This window comes from Arsukibacterium perlucidum DSM 18276 (assembly GCF_000382165.1).
Taxonomy (GTDB): domain Bacteria; phylum Pseudomonadota; class Gammaproteobacteria; order Enterobacterales; family Alteromonadaceae; genus Alishewanella; species Alishewanella perlucidum.
In genome coordinates, this window is the sequence record NZ_KB907717.1 from 1 (window position 1) to 17409 (window position 17409).

The following is a 17409-nucleotide window of genomic DNA, read 5'->3' on the forward strand; positions in this document are numbered from 1 at the left end:
AAAACGCCGGTAGATGGCGCTCCAATCTCCAAAAGCTTCTGGCACATCGCGCCAAGGGCAACCGACCCGCATCCGATACAAAATGCCTTCGAAAGTATTTCTGTGTTCCGGCTTGTCATATACGCGGCCCGTTTTAAGCATCAATCTGATTAGCTTTGACCAGTACTCGTCTGTTAACAATGTTCTTGGCATGATGGGTTGTCATGGTTAGTTTTTGGCGAAAGTAATTATACCAGCCCATCATGCTGTCTAATAATCCATCACGAAAGATCAACAAGCCCTAGTAACAAATAATGAAAGAACCTTTAGTAAAAACGTCAAACTGATTTCAACTACCGATTTAGACGGCAATATTCTGCACTGTAATGATGCTTTTATAGAGATTAGCGGCTTTGAGAAAGAAGAACTGATTGGGCAACCGCATAATATAGTACGTCACCCGGATATGCCGCCACTGGCATATCAGATTATGTGGCAGCACTTAAAAGCCGGTAAACCCTGGATGGGACTGGTAAAGAACCGCAGCAAAAATGGCGATTACTATTGGGTGGATGCATATATAACCCCGGTAACAGAGCAAGGCAAGGTTGTAGGTTATGAATCAGTACGATCCTGTCCGGAGCGCACTGATATTAAACGGGCTGAGAAATTGTATCAGGCTATTAATGCTGGCAAAGTTAAAAAACAACGTTGGCAACTGGGGGCGGACAGTTGGTTGTTACTGGCAGGTTTATTGTTTAGCGGCCTGCTTTTCGTTGTGAGTTCAGTTGGCTGGGTGGCATTGGCGCTGTTAACTACTCTGCTAGCTTATGCTGTATTTAGTCATATGAGCCGTGTTCAGGCGATACAGGGTGTGAAAGACTTACTGAGTAATGCGTTTAGACATGAACTGGCAGTGATGACCTTTACCGATGATAAGCCGCTAATTGGTGAGCTGAAGGTAGCTATTAAGAGTTCCAAAGCACATTTGGAAACGGTGTTAACCCGGATAGAAGATGCAGCCAGCAACATGGCCAGCCAGGCTAAACAGGGCCTGGTACAGGCTGAAGCTGCCTCATCAAAAATTAAGCAGCAGCAAATGGAAACTGAGCAAGTTGCAACAGCAATGCACCAGATGACCACCACCATCGCTGATGTATCATCTCATGTTCAGGAAACCGCAGAGCGGGCAGAGCAGTCAAACGAATTAGCCGGGCGCAGCCGGCAAACAGCAGCCACCACCCGTAAATCGATAGAGAGCTTGCGCGATACCGTCAGTAATATCAGCCACTCCGTTACAGAAGTGGCGGAGCAAACTCAAAAAATTGCTAAGGTGGCGCAAATTATCGCTCAGATAGCCGAGCAAACCAACCTGCTGGCGCTGAACGCTGCTATTGAGGCGGCGCGGGCAGGTGAACAGGGCCGAGGCTTTGCCGTGGTGGCCGATGAAGTACGTAACCTGGCCAGCCGTACTCAGGATTCAACCAAAGAAATTCATGGCATTATTACTGAGCTTACTGCCAGGGCCAATACTGCAGTGGAAGTGGCGCAACGGGGCAGGGATGGTGCCGATGCGGGTTTGCAGCAGGTAAAAGATACTGAACAAATGTTAAATGGTATTTCAGATGCCGTAGGTGCGATTGCTGACATGTCTACCCAAATGGCTGCGGCGGTGGAAGAGCAGGCGCATGTCGCCGAAGACGTTAACCGTCAGGTTGAAAACATTTCGTCATTGGCCCACAGTAGCCTGACGGAAGCTGACAGTTCAGCCAGCTCTACCCGTCAGTTGCAACAAATTGCCAGGGAGTTATACGAGTTGGTAGTGCGGTTCAAACGCTAACTGCCTGCACCAGCGTGTCATTCTGACTAAGCAATGCATTATGGCTAAGCAACTTTAAACTGGCTGGCCAGTTGTTGTAACTCAGTACCCAGCCGGCTTAAATCATTGCTGGCGGCAGCGGTTTCTTCGCTGGCGGTAGCCGACTGCTCGGCTACGTCGCGGATACTGAAAATACTGCGGTTAATTTCCTCGGCAACGGTGCTTTGCTCCAAAGCGGCGGCAGCTATCTGCTGATTCATCTGCTGAATGCTGGTTACCGCGGCGTTGATAGCCAGAATGGCATCGCCGGCGTCATCAGCACTTTCCAGGGTATTGTCTGCCAGGCCAGAGCTTTTATGCATATTACTAACAGCGGCTTCAGCTTTTTGCTGCAGGGCGCTGATCAGTTGTTCAATCTGACCGGTTGACTCCTGAGTGCGAAATGCCAGGGCTCGTACCTCTTCAGCGACTACCGAGAAACCCCGGCCCGCCTCACCGGCGCGAGCTGCTTCAATAGCAGCATTCAGTGCCAGCAGGTTGGTTTGGTCGGCAATGCTTTTAATTACATCCAGCACTGAGCCAATATTACTACTTTGCTCCTTTAGCTCGCCCAGTGAATTGGCGGAGGTTGTAACTTCATGGGCCAGCGCTTTAATTTGCTTTATGGTTTTTTGCACGACCTGCTCGCCAACGGTAGCTTGCTCTGAAGACTCTGTTGCAGCAGTTGAGGCTTCCTCGGCGCTGCGGGCCACTTCCTGTACCGTGGCAGACATTTCATTCATCGCCGTCGCAACCTGCTCGGTTTCTTCTTTTTGCCGATTGACCCCGGCTGAGTTTTGCTCGGAAATGGCCGCCATCTCTTCCGTAGCTGTGGCCAGTTGGCCAATACCAGAGGTCAGATTATTAATTAATGCCCGCAAACTGACGCTCATTTTCTGCATTGCCTGCATTAGCTGACCCGGTTCATCGTGGCGATCGGTTGGCAAGTCTTCGGTAATATCGCCAGCAGCAATTTTTTCTGCCACCATTACTGCATGCTGCAGGGGCGCCACCACCATTTGGGTAATGATTACAGCGGCGACAATACCAATAATAATGGCAATAATTGCCGCGATAATAATTAACCACTCCAGTTGATTAGTTTCCTGCTCCAGAATTTTTAATTGGTTTTCAACTGAACGTGTACCTGCTTCGTCAGCTGCTATAGCTGACGTTGCCATCTGTTGTTCGATAGTTTGCATTTGAGCTTGATCGGTTTGGGGATCAAGCCTGGTTAACTGCGACAGTTGCTGTTGATAGCTGGTGATGTTATTCAGCATCTCGCGCATTAACGCTTTACTTTGCTCGTTGGTAAATGAGCCGAGGCTGCGCTCACCAAGCTGCTTAGCCTGGTTACTGATTTCCAGCGCTTGCTGCAGATATTGTGGATCACTGCGTAACAAAAAGTTTTTATCCTGATGCCTGGCTTCGCTAATCAGCAGATTGGTTTCTCTTACGTCGTTAACGACAGCAAAACGGCTACTCATATTGTTTAAAGCGTTATAGCTAACGACAGAGCTAATGAACAGAATCAGTAGCACCAGGCCAAAACCAGTAAATAATTTTGCCCGGACACTAAGATTTTGGGTGAGGGTTGAAATAGCAGACATGATGGAGGCCTCATTTTAAATGGGTTATGACAGTTGCGGAGCAAGCTTTGTATTAAAGATCTATATCAAATCGTTAATACAACTAATGGTTTAAGCTTAAGTGCTAATGAAGCTATTGCAAGTTATTGCCAGTTGGGCTGGCCCAATCAGCCAGTGAAATAAAAGGCCAGCAGATGCTGGCCTTGGGTTTTTCTAAGCATAACTCAGCTAAACGCTGATATTAATATTCTGCCCAATATTACCTACCGGCGAGGCGGCAGTGATTTGCTCTACTGTTTGCATCGCACTTTGCATTAACAAATTTACCATTTGTGCTTGCTGAGTTTGCTGCTTTTTCGCCATTACGGCGCCCAGTATTTCAAAACTCTGAGCAGATGCCATCGCACCAACGGATTGACTCATAGTTCCTCCTATTACCAATACGTCAGCACTATATCGACTGCAGCAACGAAAACTTGAGCTTTTTTATTTGTAGAATAATGCCGCCCAAAGCATAGGGTGGCATTTGATCCTGTGACATTTTCAGTACGGCAAAGCGTTTACTGCAACAACGCGTTAAGAAGCCTGGATCAGTGCAGTTTGCTGCGCTTTAATTTGGGAGTGCGACAACGCTGGGGTCAGGGCGGTACCAACGGGCTGGGCAGGTTTGTATGAACGCACCGGCCGGGTTGGGCCTTTTTTTACCAAACCTTTATACATCGGTTCGGCTTTCACTGCTGGCTTGCCTAACCGACTAGCTAATGCCTGCTGTAAATCGGCTGAGGTGTAGCCCGCTTTAATTTTAATGCGTAAGTAAGGCACGCCCGCTGCTTCCAGCGCACCGCTGACAAACCAGTCTGGTGCCGCTTTATGGCCGTCTTTATTGCTGTTGTTGACGAGATCAAGTACTGCAACAACCCGCAGATCATCCGCTGCACATAAAACAAAATCCAGATATTTGGCGTTGAGTTTTACCTGGGTGCTGCGCCTGGCTTTTTCGTTAGCGTTTTCTTTAACTTCAATTAAGTCGGCAAGTTTTATCCGGTTTAAAATTTTATACTCGCCCTCAACCGCTTTTTCTAGTAAGTTCTGAAACGAGCGCTCGACCGGGCTGAATAAGCTGCTGCGTCTTTGCACCTGAAACGGATTGCTGTTATCAATAAAGCGACTGGCAACCATAGCTACCAGCACAACCAGTGCTACCAGCAACAACATAATAATCTCCATGCCCACCTCCGACGATAAATTGACATACGCAGTTATACTTAAATCTTAAAGCACATCCCGTGCCATAAATTTCTTATTTCTGGCAATTAAGGCATTGTTTTTGGTGATGCTAAGCATTTTAGTCATTAATGGCATTTATAATGCGAAAGCGCTTATAGTTAGCTTACTAACAGCGACAACGATAAAGGGGCTGGATATGTCTGACACTACTACCCGGGCCGGTTTAACCATAACCGGCCCGCTGAACAGCGACTATGAACAAATTTTAACGACAGATGCTTGTGCCTTTGTTACTGAGCTGGTACGTGAGTTCCGGCCCCGGATAACTGAGTTACTGGCTAACAGAATAAGCCGCCAGCAACAGTTTGATAATGGCGCTTTACCCGATTTCCTGCCTGAAACGGCAACTATTCGTGGCTCTGACTGGCAGGTAGCGCCTATTCCGGCTGATTTGCAGGATCGGCGGGTAGAAATAACCGGCCCGGTTGACCGCAAAATGATTATTAATGCCCTAAACGCTGATGTAAAAGTGTTTATGGCAGATTTTGAAGACTCGCAGGCACCAAGCTGGGCCGGCGTTATTGAAGGCCAGATTAATTTAAGGGATGCCAACTTAGGCACTATTAGTTACACCGATCCGCAAAGCGGCAAGCACTATACATTGCAAGACAATCCGGCGCTGCTGATTGCCCGGGTGCGCGGCCTGCATTTATGGGAAAAACACTTGCTGGTTGATGGTGCCCAGGTTCCCGGCTCGCTGGTTGATTTTGCGCTGTATTTTTATCATAACTGGCAAACCCGCCTGAACAATGGCTCGGGTGTTTACTATTATCTGCCAAAACTGCAAAGCCATACTGAAGCCAAATGGTGGGATGATGTGTTCAGTTTTACCGAGCAGAAATTTAAAGTAGCAACCGGTACTATTCGCGCCACCGTGCTGATTGAAACCCTGCCTGCCGTCTTTGAAATGGATGAAATTCTGTATAGCTTAAAAGATCATATCGTAGCGCTGAATTGTGGCCGTTGGGATTATATTTTTAGCTATATCAAAACGTTAAATAACCATGCCGATAGGGTGTTGCCAGACCGGCAAGTGGTTACCATGACTAAACCATTTTTAAACGCTTACTCGCGCTTATTGATTAAAACCTGTCATAAACGCGGTGCGCTGGCGATGGGCGGCATGGCGGCCTTTATTCCGGCGAAAGACGCTGGCGAAAACGAGAAAATTCTGGCCCGGGTGACTGCTGATAAAGAGCTGGAAGCCAGCAACGGCCACGATGGTACCTGGGTTGCCCACCCTGGGTTGGCAGCGACTGCTAATGGCGTGTTTGCTGAATATTTAAGCGGTGGCAAGGTTAACCAGCTTGATGTTAGCCGCGAGCAGGATGCAGAGATTACCGCCGAAGAGCTGCTGGCGCCTTGCGAGGGGGAGCGCACCGAAGAGGGCATGCGCACTAATATCCGGGTAGCGCTACAATATATTGCCGCCTGGATCAGCGGTAAAGGCTGCGTGCCTATTTATGGCTTAATGGAAGATGCCGCGACGGCGGAAATTTCGCGCACCTCGATTTGGCAGTGGATTAAGCATGGAAAAAGTTTAAGCAACGGTAAGTTAATTACCAAGGCCCTGTTTGCCGACTTTTTAGAGGAAGAGGCAAAAGTAGTGTTGCAGGAAGTAGGAAGTGATACCTGGCAAAGTCAAAATTTTGACCGGGCAAAGCAACTGCTACTGGACATTACCACAGCTGACGAACTGGTAGAGTTTTTAACCTTACCGGCTTACCAGCTGCTTGATTAACCTGAGTAAACCAAACCAAAGGCGCTGCCATTGCTGACAGCGCCTTTTTTGTATCTGTCATGTAGAGAGAACAGCTGCAACACCCGCCTTGGCTCGCCACAGCAACTCTCTCGCTTTCGCTCGCTCAGACACTCTGCGTCGACCAAAACGGGGTTCCAGCCGTTCTCTTTCAGGTATTGATTTAACGAATAGAGGATAGAACCTCTTTTGAAGGAGCCGGGGAGTGTCTGAGCCCCTGCCGTAAGGCAACGGGCGAGTTGCCCCGGCGAGTGAGGAAGAGTGTTGTATCCGGTATGTGGGGAGAACAGCTGTAACACCCCGCGTTAGTTTAACTCATCTGCTGTTTCAACAATCAGCCGTCTGAACCAGATATGGCTGGCATCCTGGTGCAGCAGCGGGCTCCAGATCATTTTCAATTCAATCGACGGAATGGCAAACGGTGGGTCCATAATGGCCATGGTCGGGTCATTCTCATATAACTTGGCTGCACGGCTGGGCAGGGTGGCAATTAAATCTATGCCTACCGCCAGGTGCATCGCTACATGGTAGTTACGGGTAAATACCGAAATACTGCGCTGCTTACCCAGCTTGGCTAACGCTTCATCTACCCAGCCCAGTTTCTGCACATCTTTCGGATCCATACCCACGCCGACCCCAAAGCCGGTTTTACTTACCCAGATATGCTGTGCTTTTAAATAACTGTCTAAATTGAAGTGGTTAACTACCGGATTACTGGCATTAATCAGGCATGAGAAACTGTCACGCCATACCGTTTTCTGGTGAAACGACTGCGGCAATTGATCAAAGCGGTTAATCGCCATATCTACTTTGCCGTTTTCGACATCATGAAAGGTCACATCTGATGGCGTCATAATATCCAGGCTGGTTAATGGTGCCTGTACGCGCATCTTCTTCAACAATGCCGGTATCAGCGTTGACGCTGCGTAATCGCTGGCCATAATCCGGAAAACCCGCTGGCTGTGTAATGGCTCAAAATCTTTATTCGGTTGCAGCGTTTCTTCTAACGTCAGTAATACACCACGTACTACCGGCGCCAGCTCACGGGCCCGCTCGGTCGGTACCATGCCATCTGAAGTGCGCACCAAAATCGGGTCATTCAGTAAATCGCGCAGCCGTTTTAAGCCGTTGCTCATGGCCGGCTGGGTGATATTGAGTTGATTAGCAGCGCGGGTGACGTTTTTCTCACGTAGCAACACGTCCAGATAAACCAGCAGGTTTAAATCCATCTTATTAATATTCATCTGCAAAATGCCTTGGGCTTTATCTATAACTTAGTTGAATCATAACATTGGCAAGAGGATAGCCGTCAAGCGCAAATTGGTATTCACTGGGAAAATGGTGAGCATCATTAAAATCAGCTATATGAATTGTTGTTTTGTTATCTATAGTGAATGACAACAACCTGCACAACAGTTTTAGCAAGAGGAAACGGCAATGACAGCTTATCAAGATGATATCAAACACTTCGACAATGTATGTAAAGAGGCCGGTTCTGCCTGGAATGCCATCAGCCCGGAATATGCCGCGCGGATGAAACTGCAAAACCGTTTTAAAACCGGATTAGATATAGCCCAGTACACCGCCGACATTATGCGCGCTGACATGGCAGCCTACGATGCCGACAGCAGCCAGTACACGCAGTCACTGGGCTGCTGGCATGGTTTTATTGGCCAGCAGAAACTGATCGCCATTAAGAAACATTTCGGCACTACCAAAAGAAAATACCTGTATTTGTCAGGTTGGATGATTGCCGCGCTGCGTTCAGAGTTCGGGCCACTGCCTGATCAATCAATGCATGAAAAAACCTCAGTGCCGGCGCTGATAGAAGAGCTGTACACCTTTTTACGCCAGGCCGATGCCCGCGAACTGGGTGGTTTATTCCGCCAGTTAGATGACGCAACCGACGCTGCTAAAAAAGCGGAAATTCAGGCAAAAATAGATAACTTTGAAACCCATGTGGTGCCAATTATTGCCGATATCGATGCTGGCTTTGGTAACGCTGAAGCCACTTACTTACTGGCCAAGAAAATGATTGAAGCCGGTGCCTGTGCCATTCAGATTGAAAACCAGGTATCGGACGAGAAACAATGCGGCCATCAGGATGGCAAGGTAACAGTGCCACATGCCGATTTTCTGGCAAAAATTAATGCTGTGCGTTACGCCTTTTTAGAGCTGGGTATTGATAACGGCATTATTGTCGCCCGTACCGACTCGCTGGGAGCCGGTTTAACCAAGCAAATTGCCGTGACTAATGAGCCGGGCGATTTAGGTGATTTATATAACAGCTTCCTGGACGGCGATGTAATAAGCGGCGCTGACGATATTGCCAATGGCGATGTGGTAGTAAAAGCCAATGGCAAGCTGTTAAAGCCAAAGCGCTTAGCCAGTGGCTTGTTCCAGTTTAAAGCGGGCAGTGGTATTGACCGGGTAGTACTGGATTGTATTACCTCGTTGCAAAACGGTGCCGATTTACTGTGGATTGAAACTGAGAAGCCACACGTTGGCCAGATCGCCGAAATGGTTAACCGCATTCGCGAAGTGGTGCCTGATGCCAAGCTGGTTTATAACAACAGCCCGTCATTTAACTGGACCTTAAACTTCCGCCAGCAGGTATTCGATGCGTGGCAACAAGCAGGTAAAGATGTCAGTAGTTTTGATCGTGCAGCACTAATGAGTGCTGATTACGATAGCACCGAGCTGGCACAGGAAGCTGATAAGCGTATTCAGACGTTCCAGGCCGATGCGGCGCGCGAGGCCGGTATTTTCCACCACCTGATTACCTTGCCAACTTACCATACTGCAGCCTTGTCAACTGACAACCTGGCTAAAGAGTATTTTGGTGAAGCGGGCATGCTGGGTTATGTGGCCGGAGTGCAGCGTAAAGAAATCCGCCAGGGTATCGCCTGTGTTAAGCACCAGAATATGTCAGGCTCTGACATCGGTGATGATCACAAAGAGTACTTCTCTGGTGAGGCTGCATTAAAAGCAGGTGGTAAACACAACACCATGAATCAGTTCTGACACCTTAACTGATTAAACAGTTTCGCTACGTGGTCAGTTGACCTCAGGCAGCCTCAGGGCTGCCTTTTTTCTTCAACTAATACGTTTTAGCATGGTATGTTGTGTAGCATTAATCAATATACGCATTGGCGACATAACCTGACGATGAGTAACACTTTCTTTTTTGGTGATTGGCAGGTAGAGCCTGCAGCTAATACCCTGCGCCAGGGTAAATTACTGCAACAGCTTGAACCTAAAGCCATGGATGTATTGCTACTATTGTGCCGGCAACATGGTGAGGTAGTCAGCAGTGACGAGATTGTCAGCCAGTGCTGGCCGGACACCGACACCGGCGATAATCCGCTGCATAAAGTGATTACCCAGCTGCGCAAGGCTTTGGGCGACAGTGCCACTAATTCCCGATATCTGGAAACCATCCGCAAGCGCGGCTACCGCACTGTGGCTGAGGTGCGCTTTCCGCTGGGGCAGCAGCAAAGTGCCAGCAGCCAAAGTTGGCAGCAAGGTTCACCTTTTCCGGGCTTACAAGCTTACGATGCGCGCTATGCCACGGTATTCTTTGGCCGGGGCACCCAAATCACCACCTTATTGCAACGCATTGCCCAGCAAGTGAAGTTTGGCCGTGCCTTTAATTTACTATTAGGTCCCAGCGGGAGTGGTAAATCGTCACTGATTAATGCCGGTGTGATGCCAAATCTGATGCAAAGCGGCGGTTACAACGGTATTGAAGTGGTGTCTTACAGCAGCCTCGATTTAGCCGATGTGGCTAAAGGCGAGCTGTTGAGCAGCCTGGCCAGTACTTTGCTTGACTGGGAGCTGGCTTCAGAGCATGAGGAGACCCCCGTGTTTGCCGGCGACAGCGCTATCAGTCTGGCGGCTAAGTTACAGCAACACAGTGCTGAGTTATGCGCCCACTGCATTGCGGTTCTGGGCAACAGCCGTCAGCAAACCAGACGCTTTGCGCTCTTTGTCGATCGCTTAGAGGTACTGTTATCTTCGCCACTTTTTAGCGAGCAAGAGCGCACAGACTTTGTCGCCCTACTGGAGCAACTGGCTACCAGTGGCGCGGTACTGGTGTTAAGTGCTTGTCGGAATGAGTTTTATCCATCTTTAGTGGCATACCCGAGCTTAATGGCGGGTAAAGCGCGTGGTGCGCACTTTGACTTAGCCGCGCCGGGGCGCGCTGAGCTGCTGCAAATGATCCGTTTACCGGCGCTGGCCGCTGGCCTTAGCTTTGCAACGGATCCTGCCACCGCTATGCCACTGGATGAAATACTCTGTAGCGAAGCCGCCAGCAACCCCGATGCGCTGCCAATGCTGCAATATACCTTGCAGCAATTGTATTTACAGCGCAGTAGCGACAACCAGCTGCTGCTATCGGTATATAAAGCGCTGGGCGGTATTGAAGGCGCTATTGGTAAAAACGCCGAGCAGGCCATTAAAGGCTTAAGCAAAACCGAGCAAGACAGTTTGCCACGGGTGTTGTCGTTACTGGTAACCTTGCGTGAAGACGAACAAAGCATTACCAGCCGTAGCGCCCGTTTAGCGCAACTGCAAACCGATGCTGAGCGTGCCCTGGTAAATACCATGGTTGAGCAGCGTTTGTTTGTCTCGCACCTGCAACAGGGCGAGCCCTGCTTTAGCATAGCGCACGAGGCATTGTTACGGCGTTGGCCGCGCGCCACTGCCTGGATAAGTGAACACTTTGATAGCTTAAGTGTAAAAAGCCGGCTGCTGCATTTAAGTCAGCGCTGGCGCAGCGAACAGCAAAACAGCGCTTATCTGCTGGCCGAAGGTAAGCCGCTGCAGGAAGCGCTGTCGCTGCAGCAAAACCAGCTGTTTCAGCTGGATAGGGAAGAAACCGAGTTTATACAGGCATCAAGCGCCAAAGTGCGGTTAAAACGCTGGAGCCGCCGCGCCACCCTGGCCATGCTATGCCTGCTTACCGTTACCGCTATTACGATGAGTGTGCGCAGTTTTAATGCTGAGCAACAGGCGCAGCAAAAACGCCTTGCCGCCGAAAACCTGCTGGGTTTTATGGTAGGAGAGTTTGCCGATAAGCTGCGCAGCATCGGCCGGATGGACTTACTCGATGGGATCAGCAATAAAGCGCTGGAGTACTTTACTGATTACTCCGCCGATGACAGCAGTTTAAGCATCGAAGCGCTGTTGCAGCATGGCCAGACATTAGAAGCGATGGGTGAGGTGGCCTACTCGCGCGGTAAAACCGATGAAGCCACCGCTGCCCTGCGAGCTGCCAGAGTGCAGTTAGAAGCGGTGCTCAGCAAGCAACCGGATAATTTAGAGCTGCTTAAAACCCTCGGTGCTAATGCTTTCTGGCTGGGGCAAATCCATTACGATGCTAACAACTGGCAGGCTACCCAGCCGGAGTTTGAGCGTTATTACCAGTATAGCCAGCGGATGTACCAGCTAGCGCCAGATGATTTAGACGCCATTATGGAGTTGTCCTATGCCACCAATTCATTGGGATCGCTGGCAATGGAACGACAGCAGTTTGATATTGCGCAGCAGAATTTTGAGGAGTCGTTACGGTTGCGGTTATTGGTACAAGCAGGGCAGCCTGACAATAAAAAACTGGTGGCAGATATTGCCAATACCCGTTCCTGGCTGGCCAGTGCGGCGCTGGCGCAAGGCGATATTACTGCTGCGGTATCTGTGCATAACGATATTCAGCAAGCGATGCTGGATGCGGGCAATGATGCAGAACTCTATTTATTAGAGATATTAGTCAGTAGTTACCAACTGTCCGCTAATTTACTGGGCTTTCTGGGGCAGAATTCAGATGCATTAAGCAATGTTAAGGCGTCTACTGTGATTATTAACAGAGCACTGGCGCAAGACCCCGACAGCAGTCGCTGGCGGAACAATAAATACTACGCTTTTTATCAGTCACTGAAGTTTTCGTCGGATAACTCTGTGCAACATATTAAGCAAAGTCCGGCACAATTGGCTGAGTTGTTACAACAGGACGGCTCAGATTTGTCTACATTGACAGACAGACTGATACTGGCCCGGCAATGGTTGACTGCTGCAGAACTGTTACTTGCCAGAGGTGATGTTCAATTAAGTATTCGCTATGGTCAGCGAGCGCTTGCCGCGTACCAGGAGCTGATCAGAGAAAATAGCAGTAATCTTCGTTTTATTGTTGCCAGATCAAATAGCTATCTGCTGCTGGCAAAAGCGCTGTCCAAGACCGATTGGCAGGAAGCGCAAACGTATTGTCAAAATGCGCTGGTCGATCTTGCAGATATCGTCAAGAAGAACAAAGAGCCTGAATTTACCATTCCCTATGTTAAAGCGCTTGACTGTCAGGGAACATTGGATAAACAGTCCGGCGTTGTAATGCTATTAAAGCAACATGGCATACTAAATCTTAACTTTTAAAGCTTAACTTTAAATCACAAAAAAGGAAAAAACATATGGTCAATCCACAGGCTTCAGAATTAATTCAGGTTATGGTTAACCTGGTAAACGGTGAGCCTAAATTCAGCTATTTAGACAGTAGCGGGCAGCCAATTGATGGTGATGTGACTGTGACACAGGCTGAAACCATAACTTATCAGCTGCTTGATAATACCGGTAAAGGCCTGCAATTTGCCGGTGCCGGTTTTACCACACCTTTTGATGGTGTGATCGACAGTGTTGCCGTGTCAGCTGATGGCATGCAATTGCAAATGGTTGATACTGACCACACAGCTGGCAGTAGTAAATTCCAGTTTGTTCTGACAAACACTACAAACACCCTGATGATCTTAAGCCCGGACCCTGAAGTTAAAAATTTACCACCACAATAACAGCTGAGATTAGCAGGTAAATATAAAAAGCCCGTTGGCGGGCTTTTTATATTTAGTAAACTTATCCATGGGAAGTTTAATAAATACAATAGCTTAAATCAGAAGGTTGGCAGAAGGTTCTTGCGCGTAGTAAAGGCTAAAGTTGGCAGCAGTTAAGCCAACTGAGTGAACGACGCCGATGAAAACTGCCCATAATAAAACCAAACTACAAGCGCTGGCTCTGAATGATGACAACCTGTGGAGTGATGAAAATGGCATGGCCAGCGGCCTGGATATTGGCAGCTTTGTGCAGTATCTGGTCGAGGCTGTGCTGATTGTAAGCCCTGATGGCACTATTGAATGTGCCAATGCTAAGGCAGCGCTGTTGTTAAACTGCCTTGGTACACCGTTAATTGGCAGAAAGTGGCCGGAGTTTTTAGCGAGTCGTTATCAACAGCAATATGATGGCTTAGTTAAGATGGTAGCTAAACGGGTGCTATCGTTACAGGCAGGACCGACAGAAATGGCGCTGCGCTGCGCTGACGGTGTGGTAAAAGACATCGAGTTGTCGGTATCTTTTATACCAGAGCCTGAAGCGCGTTTAGTGCTGGTGATGCGCGATTTAACCCGCTACAAAGCCGAGTGTCAGCAATTGCGGTTACAGGCGAGCACCGATGCTTTAACAGGCTTAGCCAACCGCCGTGGTTTTGATGAACAGCTGCAGCAGCAATGGCAGCTTTGCACTGATGCTCGCCGGCCACTTAGTGTGGTGATTATTGATATCGACTTTTTTAAGCAGTTTAACGACCGCTATGGCCATATTCAGGGGGATGCCTGCCTGCGTAAAGTGGCTGGTGCCATAGTGCAGGCGATGCCAGTGGAAGCCAGGCTGGCTGCCCGATATGGCGGTGAGGAGTTTGCTTTGATCCTGCCACAACATAACCCAGTTATGGCGCTGGAAGTTGCCAGAAATGTACAACAGGCGCTGCGCCAACTGACGTTTACCGATATTGGTTTGCCATCGACACTAAATGTAACGGTAAGTCAGGGGATTGCCACCGAAATTAACGGTCAGTTCCGCACCAGTCTGGCACTGTTGTGTGCTGCTGATACAGCGTTATACCGGGCAAAATCAGATGGCCGTGACTGTATTAATACCTGCAACTAAGAGCGGTAGCAGTTTAGCTGCCGCCAGTGTTTGAGTTTTACTCTTACTCTACTTTAAGCAGCAGGGTGTCAGCACCAAAGCTGAGGGTGTCGCCAGCATTCATTTGCTTACGCTTCTGAGTTTCCACTACGCCGTTCACTTTAACCAGGCCAGCTTCAACTGCCGCTTTGGCTTCGCCGCCACTGCTGCATAAGCCTTCAAATTTTAAAATTTTATACAGTTCTACCGGTTGCTTGCTTAGGATCACTTCACGTTTGTTGCTACTCATTTTTGTGGCCTTTTAGTCATTTAATTAAGCGGGCTCGCTAAAATTCAAGTGTGGTTTACCAACCAGGTAGGCGCGGCGGAACTGGCTGAAATACTCTGCCAGGTTGCTGGCTGCTGCTGTTTCACCAGCCATTGTTAATACTGCTATCGCGACTTCCGCCGTACACAGCTGATGTAAATGCGCCGCTTCACGCAATGCATAACGCGAGGCCTGCTCAGGCTGAATACCCAATACCGGCATAGCCGCCAGATAGGGGCTTTTAAACATTTTTTTTGCTTCCCGCCAGGTACCGTCCAGCATCACGAAAAGTTGAATTTTGCCGGCTGTGGCCTGGCTTAGCTGGCTGGCATCTTGCAGGCAGCGTTCTGGTACGGCGTATTGCTGCGGAAACACCAACACCGGTGCATAGCGGCTATCGGTTAACAGCGCCAGCAAAGCCGGATCGGGCTGGGTGCGATCCCAGACAAAGGCATGGTTGTCGGCGATTACATCGCAAATCAGCCGGCCGGTGTTGCTGGGTTTGTAACACTCACCAGTGTACATAATAAAGCAAAATGCACAGTTGCCGGCAGGGTTGGGCTTGGCGGCACAAATACATTGTGCCGCCGGCAGCAGACATTGCTCACAGCGCACTACTTTACTGCCACGGGCATTAAATACCCGCCGCGATTTCGCCAGCTGCTCTGTGCGCAGGGCCAGTACAGCATTGTGTTGTGGCATTGCAGGTTGCGACATCTTCTAAAATCAGCCAGCCATTAAAAAGCAGCTATTGTAGCGGCTTTTTAATGGCTGCGCGCTGATTCTTCAGGAGTTGGTTGCACAAATCTTCATAAAACTGCCATGTTTACGCGCCAGACATCAGATATGCTGTTTCATCAATGTTATTGGTGTTTTTACGAGGTTTGGTTGCAACTGCAGGATATGCTACCTGAGCTGGCACAATTACAGCAGCTGATTGCCAGCGCACCACAGGCGCTTCGCACGGAAATACTGGCAACAGTGCCACATATGGCTGAGCAATTACCGTTATATGCGTTGTCGCTGGGCAACCCTGATCCGGCATTGCCGGCAGTGGTGCTGGTAGGCGGCGTGCATGGCCTGGAACGCATTGGCACTCAGGTGGTGCTGGCATATCTGCAAACACTGTTGGAACGATTACCGTGGGACAGCTGTTTGCAGCATACTCTGGAACATTGCTGTATTTATTTTATCCCGCTGCTTAACCCCGCTGGTATGGCGAATGGCTGGCGCTCTAATGACAACAGCGTTGATTTGATGAGAAATGCGCCAGTTGAGTGCGAAGAGGGCGCGGCCTGGATGGTCGGTGGCCATCGATTCAGCCGGACTATACCCTGGCATCGTGGCCAGCCGGATCACATGGAAACCGAAAGTCAGGCGTTAGTAGATTTTATTAGCCGCGAATTGTTGCACAGGCCGTTTTCGCTGGTGTTAGATTGTCATTCAGGCTTTGGCCGCACTGACCGCATCTGGTTTCCGTACGCTAAAAGTGCCCGGCAGCCTATTGCGCATCTGGCTGAAATATACCGGTTGCGCCAGTTGTTTTTGCAGACTTATCCGCATCAGAATTATATTTTTGAACCGCAATCACAGCATTATTTGTGTCATGGCGATTTATGGGATTATCTGTATGACCAGGCGCTGGCGCAGCACACGACTATGCTGCCGCTTACTCTTGAAATGGGCTCGTGGAACTGGGTGCGGAAAAATCCGTTTCAGTTGTTATCCAGCCTTGGCATGTTTCATCCGGTTAAGCCGCACCGGGTAAAACGGGTGCTGCGCAGCCACTTGATCCTGATTAATTTTTTAATCAACGCTTCCTTGTCCTACCAAAACTGGTTACCGTTAGCCAATCGAGACCAGTTAAATAGTGCAGCTAATAAGCTATGGTACCAATAACACCAGATCCGGCCCCGGTACTGCTGCTTCGCGGTTTAACCCGCGAGCAGCGCCACTGGGGCCTGTTCCGGCCAATGCTGGCTGAAAGGCTTGCTAACCCTCTGTTAAGCTTTGACTTTGCCGGCACCGGTGAGCTATATCAACAGCGCTCGCCCTGCAATATTAGCGCATTGCGTCAGTCTGTTCGTTACCAACTGCAACAGCATCCTGCGTTTAACGGTAAGGTACATCTGGTAGCACTATCGTTAGGTGGTATGTTAGCTGCAGACTGGGCACTGACATATCCTGCTGAAGTCGCATCCGTTACCTTGATTAACAGCAGTGCCAGGTCGCTGGCGCCATTTTATCAACGGTTACGCTGGCAGAACTATCCGGCGCTGGCTGCTCTGCTAGTTTTATCGGCTGGCCAGCGGGAGCAGCGTATTCTGCAACTAACCACAGCACGCGCCTGTCAAAACCCACAAATCGTTAGCCAGTGGCAAGCCTGGCAGCGGCAGCGGCCGGTATCTGCGGCTAACGCACTGCGCCAATTACTGGCCGCCAGTCGGTTCCGTTTAACAGCTAAACCTGACTGTCCGGCGCTGATTATCAGTAGTAAAGGCGATAGGCTGGTAAATCCCGCATGCTCGCTGGCACTGGCGCAATATTTTCAGGCAAACCACTGCCAGCATAGCTGGGCCGGCCACGACATTGCCCTGGATGATCCCCACTGGTTAGCAGAGCAAATAGCGGTATTCATAGCGCAGCTATGCTAATCTAACACTTTTGT

General features: G+C 49.3%; 15 protein-coding genes. 8 read left to right on the forward strand and 7 right to left on the reverse strand.

The annotated features are described in order from the left end of the window. Window positions 1–192, reverse strand: a 192-nt coding sequence (locus H141_RS21160) for a transposase (protein ID WP_157610907.1), incomplete at its 3' end; no start/stop codon positions are given. 133 nt (window positions 193–325) lie between these two features. Here H141_RS21160 and H141_RS0112620 point away from each other — a divergent pair. After that, window positions 326–1819, forward strand: a complete 1494-nt coding sequence (locus H141_RS0112620; RefSeq protein WP_240473126.1) for a methyl-accepting chemotaxis protein — start codon at window positions 326–328, stop codon at window positions 1817–1819. A 44-nt stretch (window positions 1820–1863) separates the two neighbouring features. Here H141_RS0112620 and H141_RS0112625 read toward each other — a convergent pair whose 3' ends face one another. The 3 genes from H141_RS0112625 to H141_RS0112640 form a co-directional block, all read right to left on the reverse strand. Then, the gene (locus tag H141_RS0112625) at window positions 1864–3447 is read right to left on the reverse strand and encodes a methyl-accepting chemotaxis protein (protein ID WP_019676640.1); all 1584 of its coding nucleotides are present in this window, start codon (window positions 3445–3447) and stop codon (window positions 1864–1866) included. 207 nt (window positions 3448–3654) lie between these two features. Beyond that, entirely contained in the window at window positions 3655–3849 is a 195-nt protein-coding gene (locus H141_RS0112635) for a hypothetical protein (protein ID WP_019676642.1), read from the reverse strand. A 153-nt stretch (window positions 3850–4002) separates the two neighbouring features. Continuing rightward, entirely contained in the window at window positions 4003–4653 is a 651-nt protein-coding gene (locus tag H141_RS0112640; protein ID WP_019676643.1) for a DUF2726 domain-containing protein, read from the reverse strand. Window positions 4654–4849: 196 nt separating this feature from the next. Between H141_RS0112640 and aceB the strand changes: the two genes are divergently transcribed. Then, on the forward strand, window positions 4850–6454 hold the full coding sequence (aceB, locus tag H141_RS0112645; RefSeq protein WP_026349435.1) for a malate synthase A: 1605 nt from the start codon (window positions 4850–4852) through the stop codon (window positions 6452–6454). A 323-nt stretch (window positions 6455–6777) separates the two neighbouring features. On the opposite strand, the gene H141_RS0112650 is transcribed toward aceB, so the two are convergent. Continuing rightward, window positions 6778–7716: a LysR family transcriptional regulator gene (locus tag H141_RS0112650; protein WP_019676645.1), complete on the reverse strand. Its 939-nt coding sequence runs from the start codon at window positions 7714–7716 to the stop codon at window positions 6778–6780. A 193-nt stretch (window positions 7717–7909) separates the two neighbouring features. On the opposite strand from H141_RS0112650, the gene H141_RS0112655 reads away from it, so the two are divergent. The 4 genes from H141_RS0112655 to H141_RS0112670 all read left to right on the forward strand — a co-directional run bounded on the left by H141_RS0112655 (window position 7910) and on the right by H141_RS0112670 (window position 14455). Beyond that, window positions 7910–9496 (forward strand): isocitrate lyase, encoded by a 1587-nt coding sequence (locus tag H141_RS0112655; protein WP_019676646.1) that lies wholly within the window; start codon window positions 7910–7912, stop codon window positions 9494–9496. 144 nt (window positions 9497–9640) lie between these two features. After that, window positions 9641–12898: an nSTAND1 domain-containing NTPase gene (locus tag H141_RS0112660; RefSeq protein WP_019676647.1), complete on the forward strand. Its 3258-nt coding sequence runs from the start codon at window positions 9641–9643 to the stop codon at window positions 12896–12898. Window positions 12899–12933: 35 nt separating this feature from the next. After that, a complete protein-coding gene (locus H141_RS0112665) occupies window positions 12934–13308 on the forward strand; it encodes a DP-EP family protein (protein ID WP_019676648.1) in 375 nt (124 codons plus the stop codon). A gap of 178 nt (window positions 13309–13486) precedes the next feature. Then, entirely contained in the window at window positions 13487–14455 is a 969-nt protein-coding gene (locus H141_RS0112670; protein ID WP_019676649.1) for a sensor domain-containing diguanylate cyclase, read from the forward strand. Between the two features lie 43 nt (window positions 14456–14498). Here the strand turns inward: H141_RS0112670 and H141_RS0112675 are convergent, their stop codons facing one another. Both H141_RS0112675 and H141_RS0112680 read right to left on the reverse strand, forming a co-directional pair. After that, entirely contained in the window at window positions 14499–14723 is a 225-nt protein-coding gene (locus tag H141_RS0112675) for an RNA-binding S4 domain-containing protein (protein WP_019676650.1), read from the reverse strand. Between the two features lie 24 nt (window positions 14724–14747). Continuing rightward, window positions 14748–15458 carry a tRNA-uridine aminocarboxypropyltransferase gene (locus H141_RS0112680; protein ID WP_240473124.1) on the reverse strand — a complete coding sequence of 237 codons (711 nt, stop codon included), beginning with the start codon at window positions 15456–15458 and terminating at the stop codon, window positions 14748–14750. A 129-nt stretch (window positions 15459–15587) separates the two neighbouring features. Here H141_RS0112680 and H141_RS0112685 point away from each other — a divergent pair, with 129 nt between their 5' ends. Continuing rightward, window positions 15588–16640, forward strand: coding sequence for a M14 family zinc carboxypeptidase (locus tag H141_RS0112685; protein ID WP_051090406.1), 1053 nt, complete (start codon window positions 15588–15590; stop codon window positions 16638–16640). Continuing rightward, on the forward strand, window positions 16628–17395 hold the full coding sequence (locus H141_RS0112690; RefSeq protein ID WP_019676653.1) for an alpha/beta fold hydrolase: 768 nt from the start codon (window positions 16628–16630) through the stop codon (window positions 17393–17395). Before H141_RS0112685 ends, H141_RS0112690 begins: the two co-directional genes overlap by 13 nt. Window positions 17396–17409: the final 14 nt, after the last annotated feature.